We start from the raw sequence: 13898 nt of genomic DNA on the forward strand, positions 1-13898 counted from the left end.
GCCACCACCGGCACCACCCCCGACATCAACGAACTCAACGTCCTCGCCGACCAGGACGACACCAACATGCCCCTCGCCGCCACCCACAACTTCCCGCTCACCAGCGACACCCGCGTCCTCAACCCCCACCTGGGCAACTACCGCGCCACCGTCACCGACGCCGTCACCTCCATGACGGCCGCAGGCAAGTAACCCCGACCACACCACCGGCACCCACCCACGGCCGGACCCGGGCGAGGCGACGAGGTCACGGGCCCGGTCGGTGTTCCGGTGCGACGGTGATCAGCGGGTGGAAGTGGGCGAGTTCGGCGGGCTCGTCGACGGGTTCGCCGTCGGCCTCGATCCACGCGTGGGCGCGGAACGGGGCGGTTCGCACGCCCGTGCGCCAGGTCGGCCAGGTGCCGCGCGTGCGGCACAACAGCGCTGCGGCGATCGAGCGTTGGAGACACCCCTGGCCGGCGCAGCGCATGCTGAGGGCGACCACGGCCTGCCGGGCGGCCAGCGCCTCGGCCCGGCCGGCGGGGCGGGCGCCGCGCCGCAGTGCGCTCATCAGCCGACGGATCCGGGCCGGGGGGAGCCGTTCGACCAGCCGCGCCGCGCCGATCGCCGCGAGCACGGCCGGCCGCAGGTGCCAGGGCGGCCGGCCCACGTGGTCGGCGTGCGCGTGCAGGCTCATCCGGTGACCAGCCCGGCGGTGCGCAGGCTCTCGTGCAGCCGGTCGACGTCGGAACGTGCCCGGGCCGCCGTGACCGGGAACCGGCCGCCGAGGTCGGCGGCGATCTCGTCGGCGGTCCGGTCCTCCAGCAGGGACCGCAGGATGAGCAGCCCGGTGCGGTTCAACTGGAAGTAGCGGCCGGAGCGTTCGTCCAGGACGACGGCGCCGTCGTCGGTCGGGGTGAGCGTCACGTCGGGGCGCAACCGGGTGGCCATTCAAGCTCCTTGGGCGGTGGTCGGGGAAGCGGGGTGCCGGCTCGTCCCGTGGGCGCGCAGCCAGTGCTCGCAGGCGAGCGTCGCGTCCAGGGCCGCGTAGGAGGTGCCGGGCGGGTACAGCCCGAGGCAGGCCTGCCGGAGGACGGCGGGGTCGACCAGTCCGGCGCGGGCCAGGGTGCTGTCGTCGATGAGCGCGGCGAGTTCGGCGCGGTGGCGGGCGAGCCCCTGGTAGGTGTCCGGACTGAAGTCGCCCTTGCCGGTGCGCCGGAGGAGGTCGGCCGGCACGTCGGGAGCGACGGCCGCGGTGAGCAGCGGCTTGTACGCGAAGGGCGTTCCGCGGGTGGCGGGGTCGGCGGCCAGGCAGGCGTCCAGGACCTGGTCGTCCAGGAAGGGCACGCTGTACGGCGTTCCCGCGCGGGCGGTGGCGTCGATCAGCTGCCGCATGGCCGCCGCGCTGTGCCGGACCATGCGCAGCGCCTGGTGCTGGGCGTGCTCCGGCGCCAGCGGTTCCGAGCCCTGGCCGGCCCGCAGCTGTTCGCGTACCAGTTCGGCGGTCCGGGCGGTGGCCCAGGGCGGCAGCCGGGGTGCCATCCCCCAGCCGAGCAGTTGGGTGGTGCGCGGCGGGTCGGGGTGGGTGAGGCGGTCGGCGGCGCGGGCGAGCCAGGCCGAATACGGCCGGGGGTCGCTGAGGGCGCTCAGGGCGTCCGGCAGCGTCCAGCGCAGGCGGGCCCGGTGTCCGCGCAGGTGGCGGGCGGCGGTGGCCGGGTGCCGTGGCAGGACGGTGCGCAGGTAGGCGGGCAGGGCCTGCAGCACCTCGTCGCCGCCTTCGCCGCTGATCCGCAGCCGGGCGCCGTGCGTCGCGAGCAGCCGGGCGACGGCTTCGTCGCGGGCTCTGGTCCGGGTCCAGGCGAACGGTTCGTCGCCCTGCGGTCCGGGTGTGTCGATGTCGGCGAACATCGCGGGAATGTCCTCGGCCGCCAGCACGAGTCGTCGGCCGGGCAGGTGGTGCGCGGCTCGCTGCGCCCAGGCGGCGTCCTCGTGGTGGGGGTCGACGGAGCCGATGGTGACGGTGAGCAGTTCGGCCGGGCCCGTGGCGGCCAGGAAGCACAGGGGTGTGGAGTCCAGCCCGCCGGAGAGGTCGGCGGCGATGAGCCCGCCGTCCCTGGTCCGGGTGTCGACGGCCCGGCGCAGGGCCTGGCCGAGCGCCGTCGCGGCTTCGGGCCGGGCTCGCTGCGGGGCCGGCGGGTGCCAGTGGGCGAGGGTGCGGGCGGGGCGTCCGGGGGCGAGCACGGCCGCGTGGTTCGGCGGCACGGCGGCGAGTTCCGGCCACAGGGGCAGCGCGTCGACGGGGTGCGGCAGCGGCTCGGCGAGCCTGAGGGCGAGCCGGTCGAGGGACGGGCTGAGGCCGGCGGCGGCGGCCAGGACGTCGGCCCGGTCGGACAGCACGGGGACGCCGTCGACCTCGGCCAGGTGGAGTCGGCGCAGTCCGGACAGCGAGCCGCGCGCGGCCACGGTGCCGTGCACGGTGGCGAGGAGGTGGAAGCTGCCTGCGAGGTCGCCGCCGAGGGCGAGCACGTCCCGCGGGTCGCGAACGCGTTCGGCGTGGCGGCGCAGGCGGTGCGGGTCGGCGTCGGAGGTGCCGAACACGGCCAGCGCGACCGGTCCGGCCTGGGCGGTGACCGGCTCGTCGGCCGGCCAGTGGCCGAGGATCCAGGGACGCCCGCTGGGGTGGTGCAGGGCACGGCACTCGGCCGTGCCCCACACCGCGGCCGTCGCGGCCCCGGCTTCGGTGTCCGGAAGGACCACGAACCAGGTCCGCGGGTGACCGCTCATCGGCCGGTTCCTCAGGGGGCGAGGTAGTAGCCGTGGACATCGGACTGGTTGCCGATGTCGAAGCCCCGGGTGAGGTCCGCGAAGTCACCGAGTTCGATCAGCATCGGGGGCTCGTACACGTCCAGCGTCGGGGGCTCGTACACGTCGGTCATGACGATGTCCTCTCGTTCACAAGGAGTGGGACGCGATCACCGGCCGGTCGAGTACAACTGTTCTCTGCCGACTCCCCGATGGACAAGCGGTGCCGGAGGCTTCGGCCGGAACCTGACGGTCTCCCACCTGGGCGGCCGGTGCCGCTCCCGGGGCTGCCGGGCACGTGAGTGCCGGTCCGCGCGCACGGAGGGCGGAGGGGCTGGATCCGGCCAGAGGGAAACGCGGGAGAACGCGGGCCCGCCGCTGCCGTGGCCGCCGGCGGGCGCCGCGAGCCCTCGAAGCCCCGGACGTCACCAGAGGACCGGCATGCTCCGCAGGCCGAAGACGATGTCGTTGTGCTTGAACGCGGACTGCGCCAACGGCTCGGCCAGCCGTAGCCCCGGCACGCGGCGCAGCAGTGTGGTCAGCGCGACCTGCAACTCGATCCGGGCCAGCTGCTGGCCGATGCACTGGTGCGGACCGAACCCGAACGCCAGGTGTGTGCGGGGCGGTCGGCGCAGGTCGGCGGTGTCCGGGGCCGGGAACACGTCCTCGTCCCGGTTTCCGGACGGGATCGCGGCGACCAGCCAGCTTCCCGCCGCCACCGCGGTACCGCCGACGGTGACGCCCTCCGTGGCGTACCGCAGCAGCCCGAACTGGATCACGGACAGGTAGCGCAGCAGTTCCTCCACGGCCGTGCCGATGGTGTCCGGGGCGGCCCGCAGCGCGGCCACCCGCTCCCGGTCCGCCATCAGCACCAGGGCGCTGAGCGCGATCATGTTGGCCGTCGACTCGTGCCCGGCGACCAGCAGCAGTACGCCGAGCGTGGCCAACTCCCCTATGGTCGGGGGGTGTTCGGTCGCCTCGCCGCGGACGATCAGCCGGCTCAGCAGGTCGTCCCGCGGCTCGGCCCGGCGCCGAACGATCAGCTCGCCGAGGTAGCCCTCCAGCCGCCGGGTGGCCGCGTCGCGGGTGGCCGCGTCGGCCCCGAAGCCGATCAGCACCTCGCTGTCGTGTTGGAAGGACTCGTGGTCGTCGTAGGGCACGCCGAGCAGCTCGCAGATCACCAGCGACGGGATCGGCAGCGCGAAGTCCCGTACCAGGTCGGCGCTCGACCCGGCGAGCATCGCATCGACGTGCCGGTCGGTGATCCGCTGGACGGACGGACGCAGCGCCTCCATCCGTCGCACGGTGAACTCGCCGATCAGCAGCCGTCGCAGCCGTGCGTGCTCTTCCCCGTCCAGCTGGATCATCGAGCCCGGGGCCGGGTCGCGCCGGTCGTAGGAGGGCAGCATGTGCATCGATCCCGCGCCGCGGGAGCTCAGCCGGGGATCCGTGAGCACGCTCCGGATGTCCTCGTAGCGGCTGACCAGCCATGCGTCCATCCCGGCCGGGCAGCGCACCGGTGACACCGGCGCGTGGGCGCGCAGCCGGGCGTAGGTCTCGTCGGGGTCGAGGGGGCAGGAGTCCGGCCGGGTGACCGGGAATTCGGGGAGTCCGAGGAGTCCGGGAAGTTCTGATGCCGGGTCAGGGCTGGGTTTCGTCATGGGTGACGGCTCCAGGATGACGGAGGGAGAGCTCATCGCGCCGACGCGTACGGGGCCGGCCGTCCTCACGGACCGGGGTGGGTCCGGCGCGGCGGCCGCGCGGCCGGCTGAAGCGTCGGACCGCCGGGCGTTCGACCAGTGTGTAGAGGGCCGCCGCGAGGACGAGGCTGATCGCGACGGTGAGCAGGATGTGCACCAGCCGCGTCGACGCGGCGCCGCCCGCCGTCCCGCCCGTGGCGTGCACGCCGTCGATCGGGCCGTACTGGATCACGAGGTAGTGCACGAGGTAGAGGGCGAACGAGATCTCGCCGAGCCACACCATGGTCCGGCCGCTGAAGGGGGTGCGTGCGGTGCGTACGTCGGCGGAGGCGGCGGCCGCGATCAGCAGGGCGAGTGCGGCCGCGGTCGGTCCGGCGCAGAGGCGGAACACGCCGGGCAGGTGGGACTGGACCACCACGCAGGCGATGGTCAGCAGGAACGCCGGCGTCATGCCCAGACGGATCCACTTCCCCGAGATCACGATGCGCGCCATCAGGATGCCGAAGACGAATTCGAGCATCCGGTCAGCCCGCCGAGGGCGTCGAAGTCGGGAATCCAGGGCTCGATCAGCAGCAGCGGCGGGATCGTGTTGATCACCATGATCGGAACGCCCGCAGCGGCCATCAACGCCACGGTGGCCGTGAAGGTCGTCAGGTGATTCGGAAGGATCTTCACCAGGCGTCGGCGCCAGAACAGTCCGGCGGTGTCGTTCGGGTCGGCGACCCAGGTGAGGATGAAGCCGCTGAGCACGAAGAAGAACGCCACCCCGACCGGTCCGAGGGTCGTGATCAGGTACGGCAGACCGGGGTGTATCGATCCGACGATCTGACCGGCCAGGTGGGATACCAGCACGGCGAACGCCGCGATGAACCGCATACCGGTCAGCGACGGCAGGCGGCTCGGACGAGCGGACGGTTCCGGCGTCTGCATCACCGCTTCCCTGTCGATGACGACATCCACGCCACCAGGGCTTCCCGTGTGGAATCCGAGCATGTGCGCAGACTGTTTGGGCCACTATCAAATGGCCCCGCCGGAACGGTCAAGCGGATTTCCTCGATGCACCGCATCGCACCGTGCGGCCCAGCGGATCGGCCCAGCGGATCGGGCAGGCAGGTCGGCCCGGGCCGGCGGACAGGCGACCCGGCACACGTCCCGTCAGAGGCGGAGGGCAGGGAAGGGAATTCACCCACGTCAGGCCCCGTATCGGTCGGCGAGTGCGCGGGCGGTCGCGGCCAGCCGGGCACGCAGCTCCGGTGGTTCGAGGACCTCCACGTCGGTGCCCAGTCTCAGGAACTCGTCGTGGGCGTGGCCAAGGGACTCGATGGGCACGGACGCCCTGGTCCAGCCGTCCGCCTCGGTCACCCCCGAATCCGTGACCGCCCGGTCGAACGCGCGGCCGAGCTGCTCGCGGCCCCGGGCGACACCGCGCGGCGACAGTCGCACCGTCGCCTCCGCGGTGTGCAGTCGGGCATGGAAGTCGGCGAGCCGGTCCCGCCAGTGTGCAGCCAGGTCGAAGCTCGCGGGTATCTGGAACTCCTCTTCCAGTTCTCGCAGTTCGAGGATCTGGTCGACCCGGTACGTACGCGGGGTGGCACCGCCCGCGGCAGCGACCAGATACCAGCGGCCGGCCTTGAGGACCAGTCCGTACGGCTCCAGTCGCCGTTCCACCTCGGTGGGCGCCTTCCACCGCCGGTAGCGGACCCACACCCTGCGCCGGTCCCAGAGCGCGGCCGCGACGGCCGCCAGGTGCGGCGTCTCGTCCACGTCCCCGTACCAGCCGGGCGCATCGAGGTGGAAGCGCTCCTGGATCAGCCCGGCCCGCTCGCGGAGCTCCGCCGGTAGGGCGGCCCGCAGCTTGAGCTCGGCGGCCGCCAGGACCTCGCCCAGGCCCAACTCGGCCGCCGGGCCGGGCAGCCCGGCCAGGAACAGGGCCTGCGACTCATCGGCGGTCAGGCCCGTCAGCCGGGTGCGGTACCCGTCGAGCAGCCGGTAGCCGCCGCCGTGACCGGCCTCGCCGAACAGCGGGATCCCGGCGGCGCCGAGCGCTTCGAGGTCCCGGTAGACCGTGCGGACCGACACCTCCAGCTCGTCGGCGAGCTGCCGGGCCGTCATCCTTCCCCGGTTCTGGAGGAGCAGGAGCAGCGAGATCAGTCGGCTGGCGCGCACAGCTGTCAGTATCCACTGACAGGAGGTGTCAGTGGACCGGTTCTAGCCTGCGGCCATGATCGATTCCGACTTCCTCCACGGTTCCCGGGGCATGGCCGTCCGCAGACTCACCGGGGTTCCGGCCGGCGGTGACAGCCGGGCGCAGGAGTTCTCCGTGAACGGCGGACACAGCAGGGCGCTCGACCGGGTCACGGAGCTCAGCCGTGTCCAGTTGCAGGACGCCTCGTGAGCATCGTCGAACTGCGCCAGTACACCCTGCACCAAGGTGCCCGCGACACTCTGATCGACCTCTTCGAGCGGGAGTTCGTGACCGGACAGCAGGCAGTGGGCATCACCGTCGGCGGCCGGTTCCGGGACCTGGACGACCCGGACCGCTTCGTCTGGCTGCGCAGCTTCCCGGACATGGCGTCGCGGGCACGAGCACTGCACGCCTTCTACTACGGGCCGGTCTGGAAGGAGCACCGGGACGCCGCCAACGCGACGATGGTGGACTCGGACGACGTCCTGCTGCTGCGCGGCCCGGGCTTCACCACCCCGGCCGACGCCGGACCGGTCGTCGCGACCATCTGCCACCCCCTGGACCCCGCCGCCTTCGCCGACCACTTCGAGCGGCGTCTGCGCCCGGAACTGGCCGTCCGGACCCCGCCGTTGGCGGTTCACCGCACCGAACACGCGGAGAACGACTTCCCCGCCCTGCCCGTACGGGCCGGCGAGGACGTCCTGGTGTGGTTCACCACGGGCGACACCGCCCCCCTGCCGGACCTCTCGACACACCTGCACTCCGCCCCGCAGCAACTGCACCTCTCGCCCGTGCGGCAACACTCCCGCTGAAGCCTGTCGCAGCGGGCCGTGGGTGGGCAGGCCGACGTCCGGCCTGACCTGCTGCGTCACCCGCCGAGCACGGGGTCGTGCGAGGTGGCGACGGCCTGCACCGCGCTGGTGCGGGCCGTCGCTCCCCGCTTTCGGGCCGGTGGCCGGCGGGAACGGAGCAGTCCGGCTGGAGGACTACGAAGCGGCCGGTGGTTCCACCCGGGCGTGCGTCTCCGGCGGCACCGGGAAGCGCCTCAACAACTCCTCCATCCAGGCGGCCGGATGGGTGGCCTTCGCCGCCCCGCCGGGGAGGGCACGCGCTTTGCGGATGCCCTCGATCAGTGCCTCGACGGCGGCCCGGGTGGTGTACCGGTCGGCGACCCACTGACGGCCCGCCCGCCGCACCTCGTCCTGGCCGGGCAGGTCGAGCAGCTCAAGGGCCTTGTCCGCCAACCGATCCGTTTCGAGCTCCGGGATCCGCCACGCGGACGGCGAGTCGAACAGTTCCGCTCCGCCGCCGGCGGCGTAACCCGTCACCAGGCAGCCGCTGGCCATCGCCTCGGCCGGCGGCAATCCGAAGCCCTCGCCCTCGGGCGCTCCCAACGCGATGAACACCGACGTGTCGGACAGGACGCGAGCGACCTCCTCGTGGGGGACCGCGTGGATGTCGTACAGCTCCACGCCCTCGAACCGCGGGTCGGCGTGCAGCAGACGGCGGAGCAGAGTGGTCTCGATCGGGCGCTTGCGGGACATCCACGCGATGCGCCGAACCCGCTCGGTCGACGCCGGTCGGAACAACTCGGTGTCAATGACGTTCGGCACCAGGTGCGGTTCGAACTCGGGCAGGGCGCGGCGGAACATGTCGACGCCCGCCTTCGAGATCGTCCACAGAGCCGGCCGGTCCGACCATCCCGGATACGGGCCGGGTTCCGGGCAGGTCAGGAAGTTGACGTAGTGCCCCTGCGAGTAGATCACCTTGTGGCCGCCGGGCGCCGGGTCGTGGCCCGGGACCACGCTGACCTCGTGCAGCACCAGCACGTCCTCGGGCCCGAGGTCCAAGGTCATGCCGGACAGCGTCGGCACGTCGTCGTCGAACCACGTGTAACGGAATCCCGGCGTTGGCGTCCAGCGGAACGCCTCGACGCCGACGGCCCGCAGCAGCGAGACCTGCTGGTTCAGCACCCGAATGCCGCCCAGCGGGAACTGGAACTCGAACGACGCGTAGATCACTCGGCCGGTCATCGTGCCTCCCTGAGAAACAACGATCGGTAGGACCAGACCACGGGGGTTACGGGCGTGGGCGGTTGGGCCGGGGAGGCGGCATCGCCTTCCCGGTGCCGTGGAGCAACGTCCGTGCACAGCGGCTGGGCCTGGCCCGTACTCATACGCTCAGGGTGGCAGCAATGCCCCCGCGTGTCACCGGCCCGACGCGGTCGAGGGACCGGCGCTACCCGGGGCGCTCTCCGGGCTGCCGCCCCTGCCAAGGAGTGGGACGCAATCACCGACCGGTCGAGTACAACTGTTCTCTGCCGACCCCCCGATGGACATGCGGCGCCGCGGGCTTCGGCCGGAACCTGACGATCTCCCACCTGGGGGGCCTGTGCCGCTCCCGGTACCGCCGTCGGCGGACGGAAGGCAGAGGGGCTGCACACGGGCACGGAACCCCGTCGCGGCCAGGACCGGAGAGGGGCGCCGAGCGCAGGACCACAGACGAAGCCGCCGATGCGAGAGTTGACTCTCACGCCATGGCCTCCAACAATCGCCTGGACGATATCGAGATCACTGACCCCCAAGCCATGCGGGCCTTGGCGCATCCGGTGCGGCTGGCGATCCTTGACCACCTCCACCGACACGGGCCCGCTGTGGCGGGATCGGCGGTTCCGCCGCTTCTGGGCCGGTCAGTCGGCCTCACAGTTCGGCGACAGGACCGCCGAACTGGCCCTGCCCCTGATCGCCGTCAGCACCCTGGTGTGACTGGTCAAGGTAGTTGTCACCTGGTCGCGATGTCTGTCACCACCCGCTTCCCGGAAGCCTCCCGGAGGAGGGCGCGGGCAGCTTGGTGCTGAAGGCGAGAGCCGTGCCGCCGCCCTCGTCGGTCAGGTCGAACCGGACCCGCCCGTGCGGGTCGAGGTCCAGCTCCAACAGGGTCGGCGGATCGTAGGCCGTGACGGCGCCGGAGGCGATCACGGTGCGGCCGTCGGGATCGGTGGCCAGCAGCGCAGCACCACCGCGCCGCCCTCCGCCGGATCCAACCGGTCGGTGGCAGCCAGCCAGCGCCGCAGCAGGGTCGGGCGTGGCAGGTGCCGCCGTACCGCGGCCACCGGCTGCGGGTAGTGACGGTAGAAGCACACAGCCTGGTGACCTGCGTCGATGGCGACGATCATGCCGTCGGGCCTGGGGACGCCCGGGGAGCCGGTCACGCTCCGATCATCGCCTGCCACCACCGTTGCGGTACCCCGGACTGCGTCGTCGGAGGAGGCTGGACCCACCACGCGGGAGCCCACCACGCGGCTCACGAACGGCGAGTCCGTGAGCCGCGCGCGGGTACCGCCCCGCACCGAGCCGTCGGCCTACGCCCCGGACACCGCGCGCGACAGGCGCAGCGGCGCCTCGACGGTGTCGGCGGCGCCGAGTTCGCGCACCGCCTCCCGCCGCGTCGCCGCGACCGGAGCCGCGAGCTGAGCCAGGGTCGCCGCCGGAGCGTGGACCGTCAGCTCGAAGTCCCGGCGCGCCTTGGCGTCCGGGGCGAGCGGCAGGCGGATGCGGCCGTCCGCGACCATCCGGCGGACCCGGCTGCGGCTGAGGCCGAGGCCGGACATGAGCAGGCGTTCGACCCGGACCGGGACCGGCAGCTCGAAGCTCACCAGCACCGTCAGCGGGGTCGGATCGTCGATCGCGTGGAGCGGCGTGCGTGCCTCCAGCTCCCAGGTGCCGCTCCAGTCCAGGCGGTAGCCGTTCTTGGCGGCGAGCGACGCACTCATCGTCAGTTCCCGCACCACGGCGAGGTCGTTGTTCTCGTACGCCTCCCTGCGGGCGGGTTCCAGCGATGACGTGTGGACGCGCTCGTGGACGGGCACCTTCGAGGTCCGGTCGCAGCCCGCGCAGCTGAGCAGCAGCCAGACGTCGATGAGCTTGCCGTTGGCGTTGACACGGATCTTGCCTGAGGGCCGGTGCCGTGTGCTGGAGCAGTCCGGGCAGCTGCGGACGACGGTGGGCAGCGCGGACTGGCGCACGGCCCAGCGGGCCTTGCGTTCGGTATGCATGGTGGTCTGTTTCCTGGTTCAGCAGGAACGCGCGCAGGCCGGATCGGCTGGATCGGCCGGGGCTCCTGGGATCTGACGAGTGCTCACGAGGGCGCGTGTCATCGCCTCGGGGCGGGTGGCCGCATAGCGGGCGCCCCGAAGTCGATCGCGCGACAGGTGTGTCTCTCCGTGGCAACTCGCGACAGCGCGTCTCATCGCCTCGGGACATGGCCACATGGCGGCATGGCCGAGCGCCGAGGGCGGTCGATCGCGTGAGCGCGCGTGTCATCGACTCAGCGCGCGGCCGGTGGCCCGGCGCAGAGGTCGATCGCGTAGGGGTGAGTTGCTACGTGGCAGTCGTCAGCACAGGTACATGCCGCACATCGTGATCTGGGCCGCGCTCCCCCGCAACCGGTTTTTTCGGACCAGCGCCGTCAGACCAGCGCCGCCAGTTCCCCGCGCGAGCCGACGCCGAGCTTCGGATAGGCCTTCCAGAGGCGGTAGGCGACCGTTCGCGAACTCAGGAAGAGCTGGGCGGCGATGTCCCGGTTGGACATCCCCTGGGCGACGAAGCGGACGATCTGCGTCTCCTGGAGCGTCAGGTCGGCGTAGTGCTCTGGTGATGCACACGGCGGCCGTCCCCCGCCGGGTTGGAGCGCCGGCCTTGACCGGCCGGTTCGCTGCCCCAGGCGGTGACAACCGCCGTGACCAGGCGAGGCAGGTGACCCCGTGCCGAGTGTGATCAGCGTGACCACGCGGGCACTGCTGGCGGACAGCCAGGACTCGGTCGACAGAGCAGACCAGCCGACGAGGATCGGTAAGAGGAACCGGTCGAGTGAGTCGGCCTTGGCCAGTCGGAGGTAGGCCCCCCATCCTGCGCTCCGGGCGTCGGCTACAGGCAGGGTGTTCATGGTGCGACACGAATCATCGACATAACCGAAAGTGATATATCACACGCTCTTAGCAATCAACCGAGGTGGGAGGCAATGATCGAGGCGCGGCGACGACGGCGAGCGGCGCCGGCAGGCCGACGCCGAAGCCGTGCAGGCTCTGCGCCGCGAAGTCGGTGTTCCAGCGGGTCCAGCGGCCCCTCGTCTCGCGCCGGTAGAACAGGACCGTCGCCGGCCCTTGCCAAGGTGGGTTATCACCTAATCCGCCGGTGGGAAGCCCTGTAAGTGCCTATTCCTAAAGATTCCAGCGACGTTTGCCCAGGTCGGAAATCGAACGCCGAAGTCAGGGGTTGTCGGCGAGCCGGACCGTCACCTTGATCTGTGGGGCCAGAGGTGGCCGCCGGACCCGGCCGGAGGCAGCCGGAATGGAGTCGCTCCGCCGGCCAGAGACCGTTACGGTGCGCCATTGTGGATGCTGAAGATCCGAAGGACTTGGTCCGGCGTGGGTACGATCTGCTGTCCGCGCATTACGAGCGGGTGTTCAACAGCGAGACGAAGTACGGATCGTGGATCGAGGAGTTGCTCGGGCGGCTCCCGGAGGCGGGCGTGGTTCTGGATGTGGGGTGCGGGACAGGAGTCCCCGTGGTCCGGTCGCTCGCCGCAGCGGGGCACCGTGTCACGGGCGTCGACATCAGCGACGTCCAGGTCCAACGGGCTCGGGAGCTGGCGCCGGAGGCCGAGTTCATTCGAGCGGACGCCACGACCCTGGCGTTCCCGTCGGGGACCTTCGACGCTGTGATCTGCTTGTACGCGCTGATCCACATTCCTGTCGAGGAACAGCCTGCCCTGCTGGGGCGGATCGCATCGTGGCTGCGGCCGGGAGGCTGGCTTGTGGTCACCACCGGGCATCAAACCTGGACCGGGACCGACGAGAACTGGCTCGGTGGCGGGGCTGCGATGTGGTGGAGTCAAGCGGACGCGGACACGAACCGGTCCTGGCTGCTGCAAGCCGGTTTGGAGGTATCGCACGAGGAGTTCGTCCCCGAGGGCGACAGCGGCCATATCCTGTTCTGGGCACGGCGACCCGGGAGCTGACGGGCCGTGCGGGGCCTGACAGAGTGGTCGCGGGGATGTGCGCCGCGGACGAGACCGGGCCCTGGTGGTGGACGTAACCGTGAGAACGATCAGTCCCGCTGGGCTTCGCGGGACGCCGGCTGGCCTGCCCGCCGGGGCAGAACCACGAAACCCTAGAACACGGCCCGGCCGGGATTCGAGCGGGGCAGGAGAGGGTCGGTTCATCCCGTCTGAGGCAGTGAGGCGATCCAGCGGCGAACAGGATGACATCCAGCGCCAGCAGACACGCCACCACGATCGACGTGCCGTTCGAACGATCCGACCGACCAGCCCGTCGAAGGAGTGATCGTCAATTCCTGTGGATCGCTGAGCCGTGGTGGTGGCGGGATGGTGCTCTGGACACGTGCCGGCCGGTCCGCGATCCCGTGTTGGCTCGTAGCTGTCAGTCGGCTGGCAGGACTTCCAGGCCGAGCGCTTTGAGTTGCTCGACGACCGCGTCGTGAGGGTCGGCGTCGGTGATCAGTCCGCTGACTTTCTCCCAGGGCAGGACGCGGAACCGCGAAGCGGTGCCGATCTTCTCGGAGGAGGCGAGGATGTAGGTGTCCGCGGCCCGTGCGGCCAGGGCGCGCTTCATTGCGGCCTCCTCTGCGTCTGCGGTGGTCAGTCCCGCTTCGGGGTGCACGCCGGTGACGCCGAGCAGGCAGAGGTCGGCGGAGATGTTCTGCGCGGCCTCGACCGCGGCGGCACCGCAGGCGACCGCCGAGTGCTTGAAGATCCGGCCTCCGAGCAGGAAGAGTTCCGCCTGCGGATGGTCGAGCAGGGCCGCGGCGATCGTCGGGCTGTGGGTGATCACGGTGCAGGCCAGGTGTTGCGGGAGTGCGTGGGCGACGGCGAGGGCGGTGGTGCCGCCGTCGAGGATCAGGGTGTTGCCCGGCCGCACCAGGGCGGCGGCCGCCGAGGCGACCTTCCGTTTGCCGTCTGGGGCCACGCTCTGTCGGGCGGCGTAGTCCACCACCGCCGGCGAGACAGGCAACGCGCCGCCGTAGACCCGCTGGCAGAGTCCTTCGGCGGCAAGATCGCGCAGGTCACGTCGCACACTGTCCTCGGAGATCCCCAGGTCGGCGGCGACGTCCTTGGCGACGATCTTGCCCTCGCGGGCGAGCAGACCGAGCAGGTGGTCGCGCCGTTCAGCAGCCAGCATCCGTAATCTCTCCTGTTCTTGCACGTTTCTGCAT

At 71.6% G+C, this 13898-nt stretch carries 17 protein-coding genes and 2 pseudogenes; 5 read left to right on the forward strand and 14 right to left on the reverse strand.

Features of this window, described 5'->3' with window-relative positions; genetic code table 11:
- Positions 1-192 (forward strand): annotated as a pseudogene (locus AB0O82_RS29070) (hypothetical protein); the annotation flags it as partial.
- 55 nt (positions 193-247) lie between these two features.
- Here AB0O82_RS29070 and AB0O82_RS29075 read toward each other — a convergent pair.
- The 8 genes from AB0O82_RS29075 to AB0O82_RS29110 all read right to left on the reverse strand — a co-directional run bounded on the left by AB0O82_RS29075 (position 248) and on the right by AB0O82_RS29110 (position 6647).
- A complete protein-coding gene (locus tag AB0O82_RS29075) occupies positions 248-676 on the reverse strand; it encodes a lasso peptide biosynthesis B2 protein (RefSeq protein ID WP_331745183.1) in 429 nt (142 codons plus the stop codon).
- Positions 673-930 carry a lasso peptide biosynthesis PqqD family chaperone gene (locus tag AB0O82_RS29080; RefSeq protein WP_363586890.1) on the reverse strand — a complete coding sequence of 86 codons (258 nt, stop codon included), beginning with the start codon at positions 928-930 and terminating at the stop codon, positions 673-675. Before AB0O82_RS29080 ends, AB0O82_RS29075 begins: the two co-directional genes overlap by 4 nt.
- Entirely contained in the window at positions 931-2763 is a 1833-nt protein-coding gene (locus AB0O82_RS29085; protein ID WP_363586891.1) for an asparagine synthase-related protein, read from the reverse strand.
- An 11-nt stretch (positions 2764-2774) separates the two neighbouring features.
- A complete protein-coding gene (locus AB0O82_RS29090) occupies positions 2775-2915 on the reverse strand; it encodes a lasso RiPP family leader peptide-containing protein (RefSeq protein ID WP_350878647.1) in 141 nt (46 codons plus the stop codon).
- Positions 2916-3206: 291 nt separating this feature from the next.
- The gene (locus AB0O82_RS29095) at positions 3207-4442 is read right to left on the reverse strand and encodes a cytochrome P450 (RefSeq protein ID WP_363586892.1); all 1236 of its coding nucleotides are present in this window, start codon (positions 4440-4442) and stop codon (positions 3207-3209) included.
- Positions 4423-5001 carry a hypothetical protein gene (locus tag AB0O82_RS29100; protein ID WP_363586893.1) on the reverse strand — a complete coding sequence of 193 codons (579 nt, stop codon included), beginning with the start codon at positions 4999-5001 and terminating at the stop codon, positions 4423-4425. The genes AB0O82_RS29095 and AB0O82_RS29100 overlap by 20 nt, the downstream gene beginning before the upstream one ends.
- Positions 4974-5441, reverse strand: coding sequence for an acyltransferase (locus AB0O82_RS29105; RefSeq protein WP_363586894.1), 468 nt, complete (start codon positions 5439-5441; stop codon positions 4974-4976). The genes AB0O82_RS29100 and AB0O82_RS29105 overlap by 28 nt, the downstream gene beginning before the upstream one ends.
- A 231-nt stretch (positions 5442-5672) precedes the next feature.
- Positions 5673-6647, reverse strand: coding sequence for a WYL domain-containing protein (locus tag AB0O82_RS29110; RefSeq protein WP_363586895.1), 975 nt, complete (start codon positions 6645-6647; stop codon positions 5673-5675).
- 55 nt (positions 6648-6702) lie between these two features.
- Between AB0O82_RS29110 and AB0O82_RS29115 the strand changes: the two genes are divergently transcribed.
- Together AB0O82_RS29115 and AB0O82_RS29120 are read left to right on the forward strand one after the other, a co-directional pair.
- The gene (locus tag AB0O82_RS29115) at positions 6703-6876 is read left to right on the forward strand and encodes a hypothetical protein (protein ID WP_363586896.1); all 174 of its coding nucleotides are present in this window, start codon (positions 6703-6705) and stop codon (positions 6874-6876) included.
- Complete coding sequence (locus AB0O82_RS29120) at positions 6873-7478, forward strand: NIPSNAP family protein (protein WP_363586897.1); 606 nt, start codon at positions 6873-6875, stop codon at positions 7476-7478. The genes AB0O82_RS29115 and AB0O82_RS29120 overlap by 4 nt, the downstream gene beginning before the upstream one ends.
- 174 nt (positions 7479-7652) lie before the next feature.
- On the opposite strand, the gene AB0O82_RS29125 is transcribed toward AB0O82_RS29120, so the two are convergent.
- A complete protein-coding gene (locus AB0O82_RS29125; protein ID WP_363586898.1) occupies positions 7653-8699 on the reverse strand; it encodes a glycosyltransferase in 1047 nt (348 codons plus the stop codon).
- A gap of 591 nt (positions 8700-9290) precedes the next feature.
- On the opposite strand from AB0O82_RS29125, the gene AB0O82_RS29130 reads away from it, so the two are divergent.
- Positions 9291-9431 carry a hypothetical protein gene (locus tag AB0O82_RS29130; RefSeq protein ID WP_363586948.1) on the forward strand — a complete coding sequence of 47 codons (141 nt, stop codon included), beginning with the start codon at positions 9291-9293 and terminating at the stop codon, positions 9429-9431.
- Between the two features lie 36 nt (positions 9432-9467).
- On the opposite strand, the gene AB0O82_RS29135 is transcribed toward AB0O82_RS29130, so the two are convergent.
- The 4 genes and pseudogenes from AB0O82_RS29135 to AB0O82_RS29150 form a co-directional block, all read right to left on the reverse strand.
- On the reverse strand, positions 9468-9644 hold the full coding sequence (locus AB0O82_RS29135) for a hypothetical protein (RefSeq protein ID WP_363586899.1): 177 nt from the start codon (positions 9642-9644) through the stop codon (positions 9468-9470).
- Positions 9641-9877, reverse strand: a complete 237-nt coding sequence (locus AB0O82_RS29140) for a hypothetical protein (protein WP_363586900.1) — start codon at positions 9875-9877, stop codon at positions 9641-9643. The genes AB0O82_RS29135 and AB0O82_RS29140 overlap by 4 nt, the downstream gene beginning before the upstream one ends.
- Before the next feature lie 150 nt (positions 9878-10027).
- The gene (locus AB0O82_RS29145) at positions 10028-10720 is read right to left on the reverse strand and encodes a DUF1062 domain-containing protein (RefSeq protein WP_363586901.1); all 693 of its coding nucleotides are present in this window, start codon (positions 10718-10720) and stop codon (positions 10028-10030) included.
- A 413-nt stretch (positions 10721-11133) separates the two neighbouring features.
- Positions 11134-11301, reverse strand: a pseudogene (locus tag AB0O82_RS29150) (helix-turn-helix transcriptional regulator); the annotation flags it as partial.
- A 756-nt stretch (positions 11302-12057) separates the two neighbouring features.
- Between AB0O82_RS29150 and AB0O82_RS29155 the strand changes: the two are divergent.
- Positions 12058-12684: a methyltransferase domain-containing protein gene (locus tag AB0O82_RS29155; RefSeq protein WP_363586902.1), complete on the forward strand. Its 627-nt coding sequence runs from the start codon at positions 12058-12060 to the stop codon at positions 12682-12684.
- A 421-nt stretch (positions 12685-13105) separates the two neighbouring features.
- Here the strand turns inward: AB0O82_RS29155 and AB0O82_RS29160 are convergent, their stop codons facing one another.
- Positions 13106-13864, reverse strand: coding sequence for a DeoR/GlpR family DNA-binding transcription regulator (locus tag AB0O82_RS29160; RefSeq protein WP_363586944.1), 759 nt, complete (start codon positions 13862-13864; stop codon positions 13106-13108).
- Positions 13865-13898 lie beyond the last annotated feature (34 nt).

This window comes from Kitasatospora sp. NPDC088264 (assembly GCF_040685715.1).
Classification (GTDB): domain Bacteria; phylum Actinomycetota; class Actinomycetes; order Streptomycetales; family Streptomycetaceae; genus Kitasatospora.

Bases quoted from the DNA above. Each gene is read 5' to 3' on its own strand.
- AB0O82_RS29115 (WP_363586896.1), top strand. From the start codon at position 6,703: ATGATCGATTCCGACTTCCTCCACGGTTCCCGGGGCATGGCCGTCCGC.
- AB0O82_RS29080 (WP_363586890.1), bottom strand. From the start codon at position 930: ATGGCCACCCGGTTGCGCCCCGACGTGACGCTCACCCCGACCGACGAC.
- AB0O82_RS29075 (WP_331745183.1), bottom strand. From the start codon at position 676: ATGAGCCTGCACGCGCACGCCGACCACGTGGGCCGGCCGCCCTGGCAC.
- AB0O82_RS29145 (WP_363586901.1), bottom strand. From the start codon at position 10,720: ATGCATACCGAACGCAAGGCCCGCTGGGCCGTGCGCCAGTCCGCGCTG.
- AB0O82_RS29160 (WP_363586944.1), bottom strand. From the start codon at position 13,864: ATGCTGGCTGCTGAACGGCGCGACCACCTGCTCGGTCTGCTCGCCCGC.
- AB0O82_RS29100 (WP_363586893.1), bottom strand. From the start codon at position 5,001: ATGCTCGAATTCGTCTTCGGCATCCTGATGGCGCGCATCGTGATCTCG.
- AB0O82_RS29085 (WP_363586891.1), bottom strand. From the start codon at position 2,763: ATGAGCGGTCACCCGCGGACCTGGTTCGTGGTCCTTCCGGACACCGAA.
- AB0O82_RS29095 (WP_363586892.1), bottom strand. From the start codon at position 4,442: ATGACGAAACCCAGCCCTGACCCGGCATCAGAACTTCCCGGACTCCTC.
- AB0O82_RS29125 (WP_363586898.1), bottom strand. From the start codon at position 8,699: ATGACCGGCCGAGTGATCTACGCGTCGTTCGAGTTCCAGTTCCCGCTG.
- AB0O82_RS29090 (WP_350878647.1), bottom strand. From the start codon at position 2,915: ATGACCGACGTGTACGAGCCCCCGACGCTGGACGTGTACGAGCCCCCG.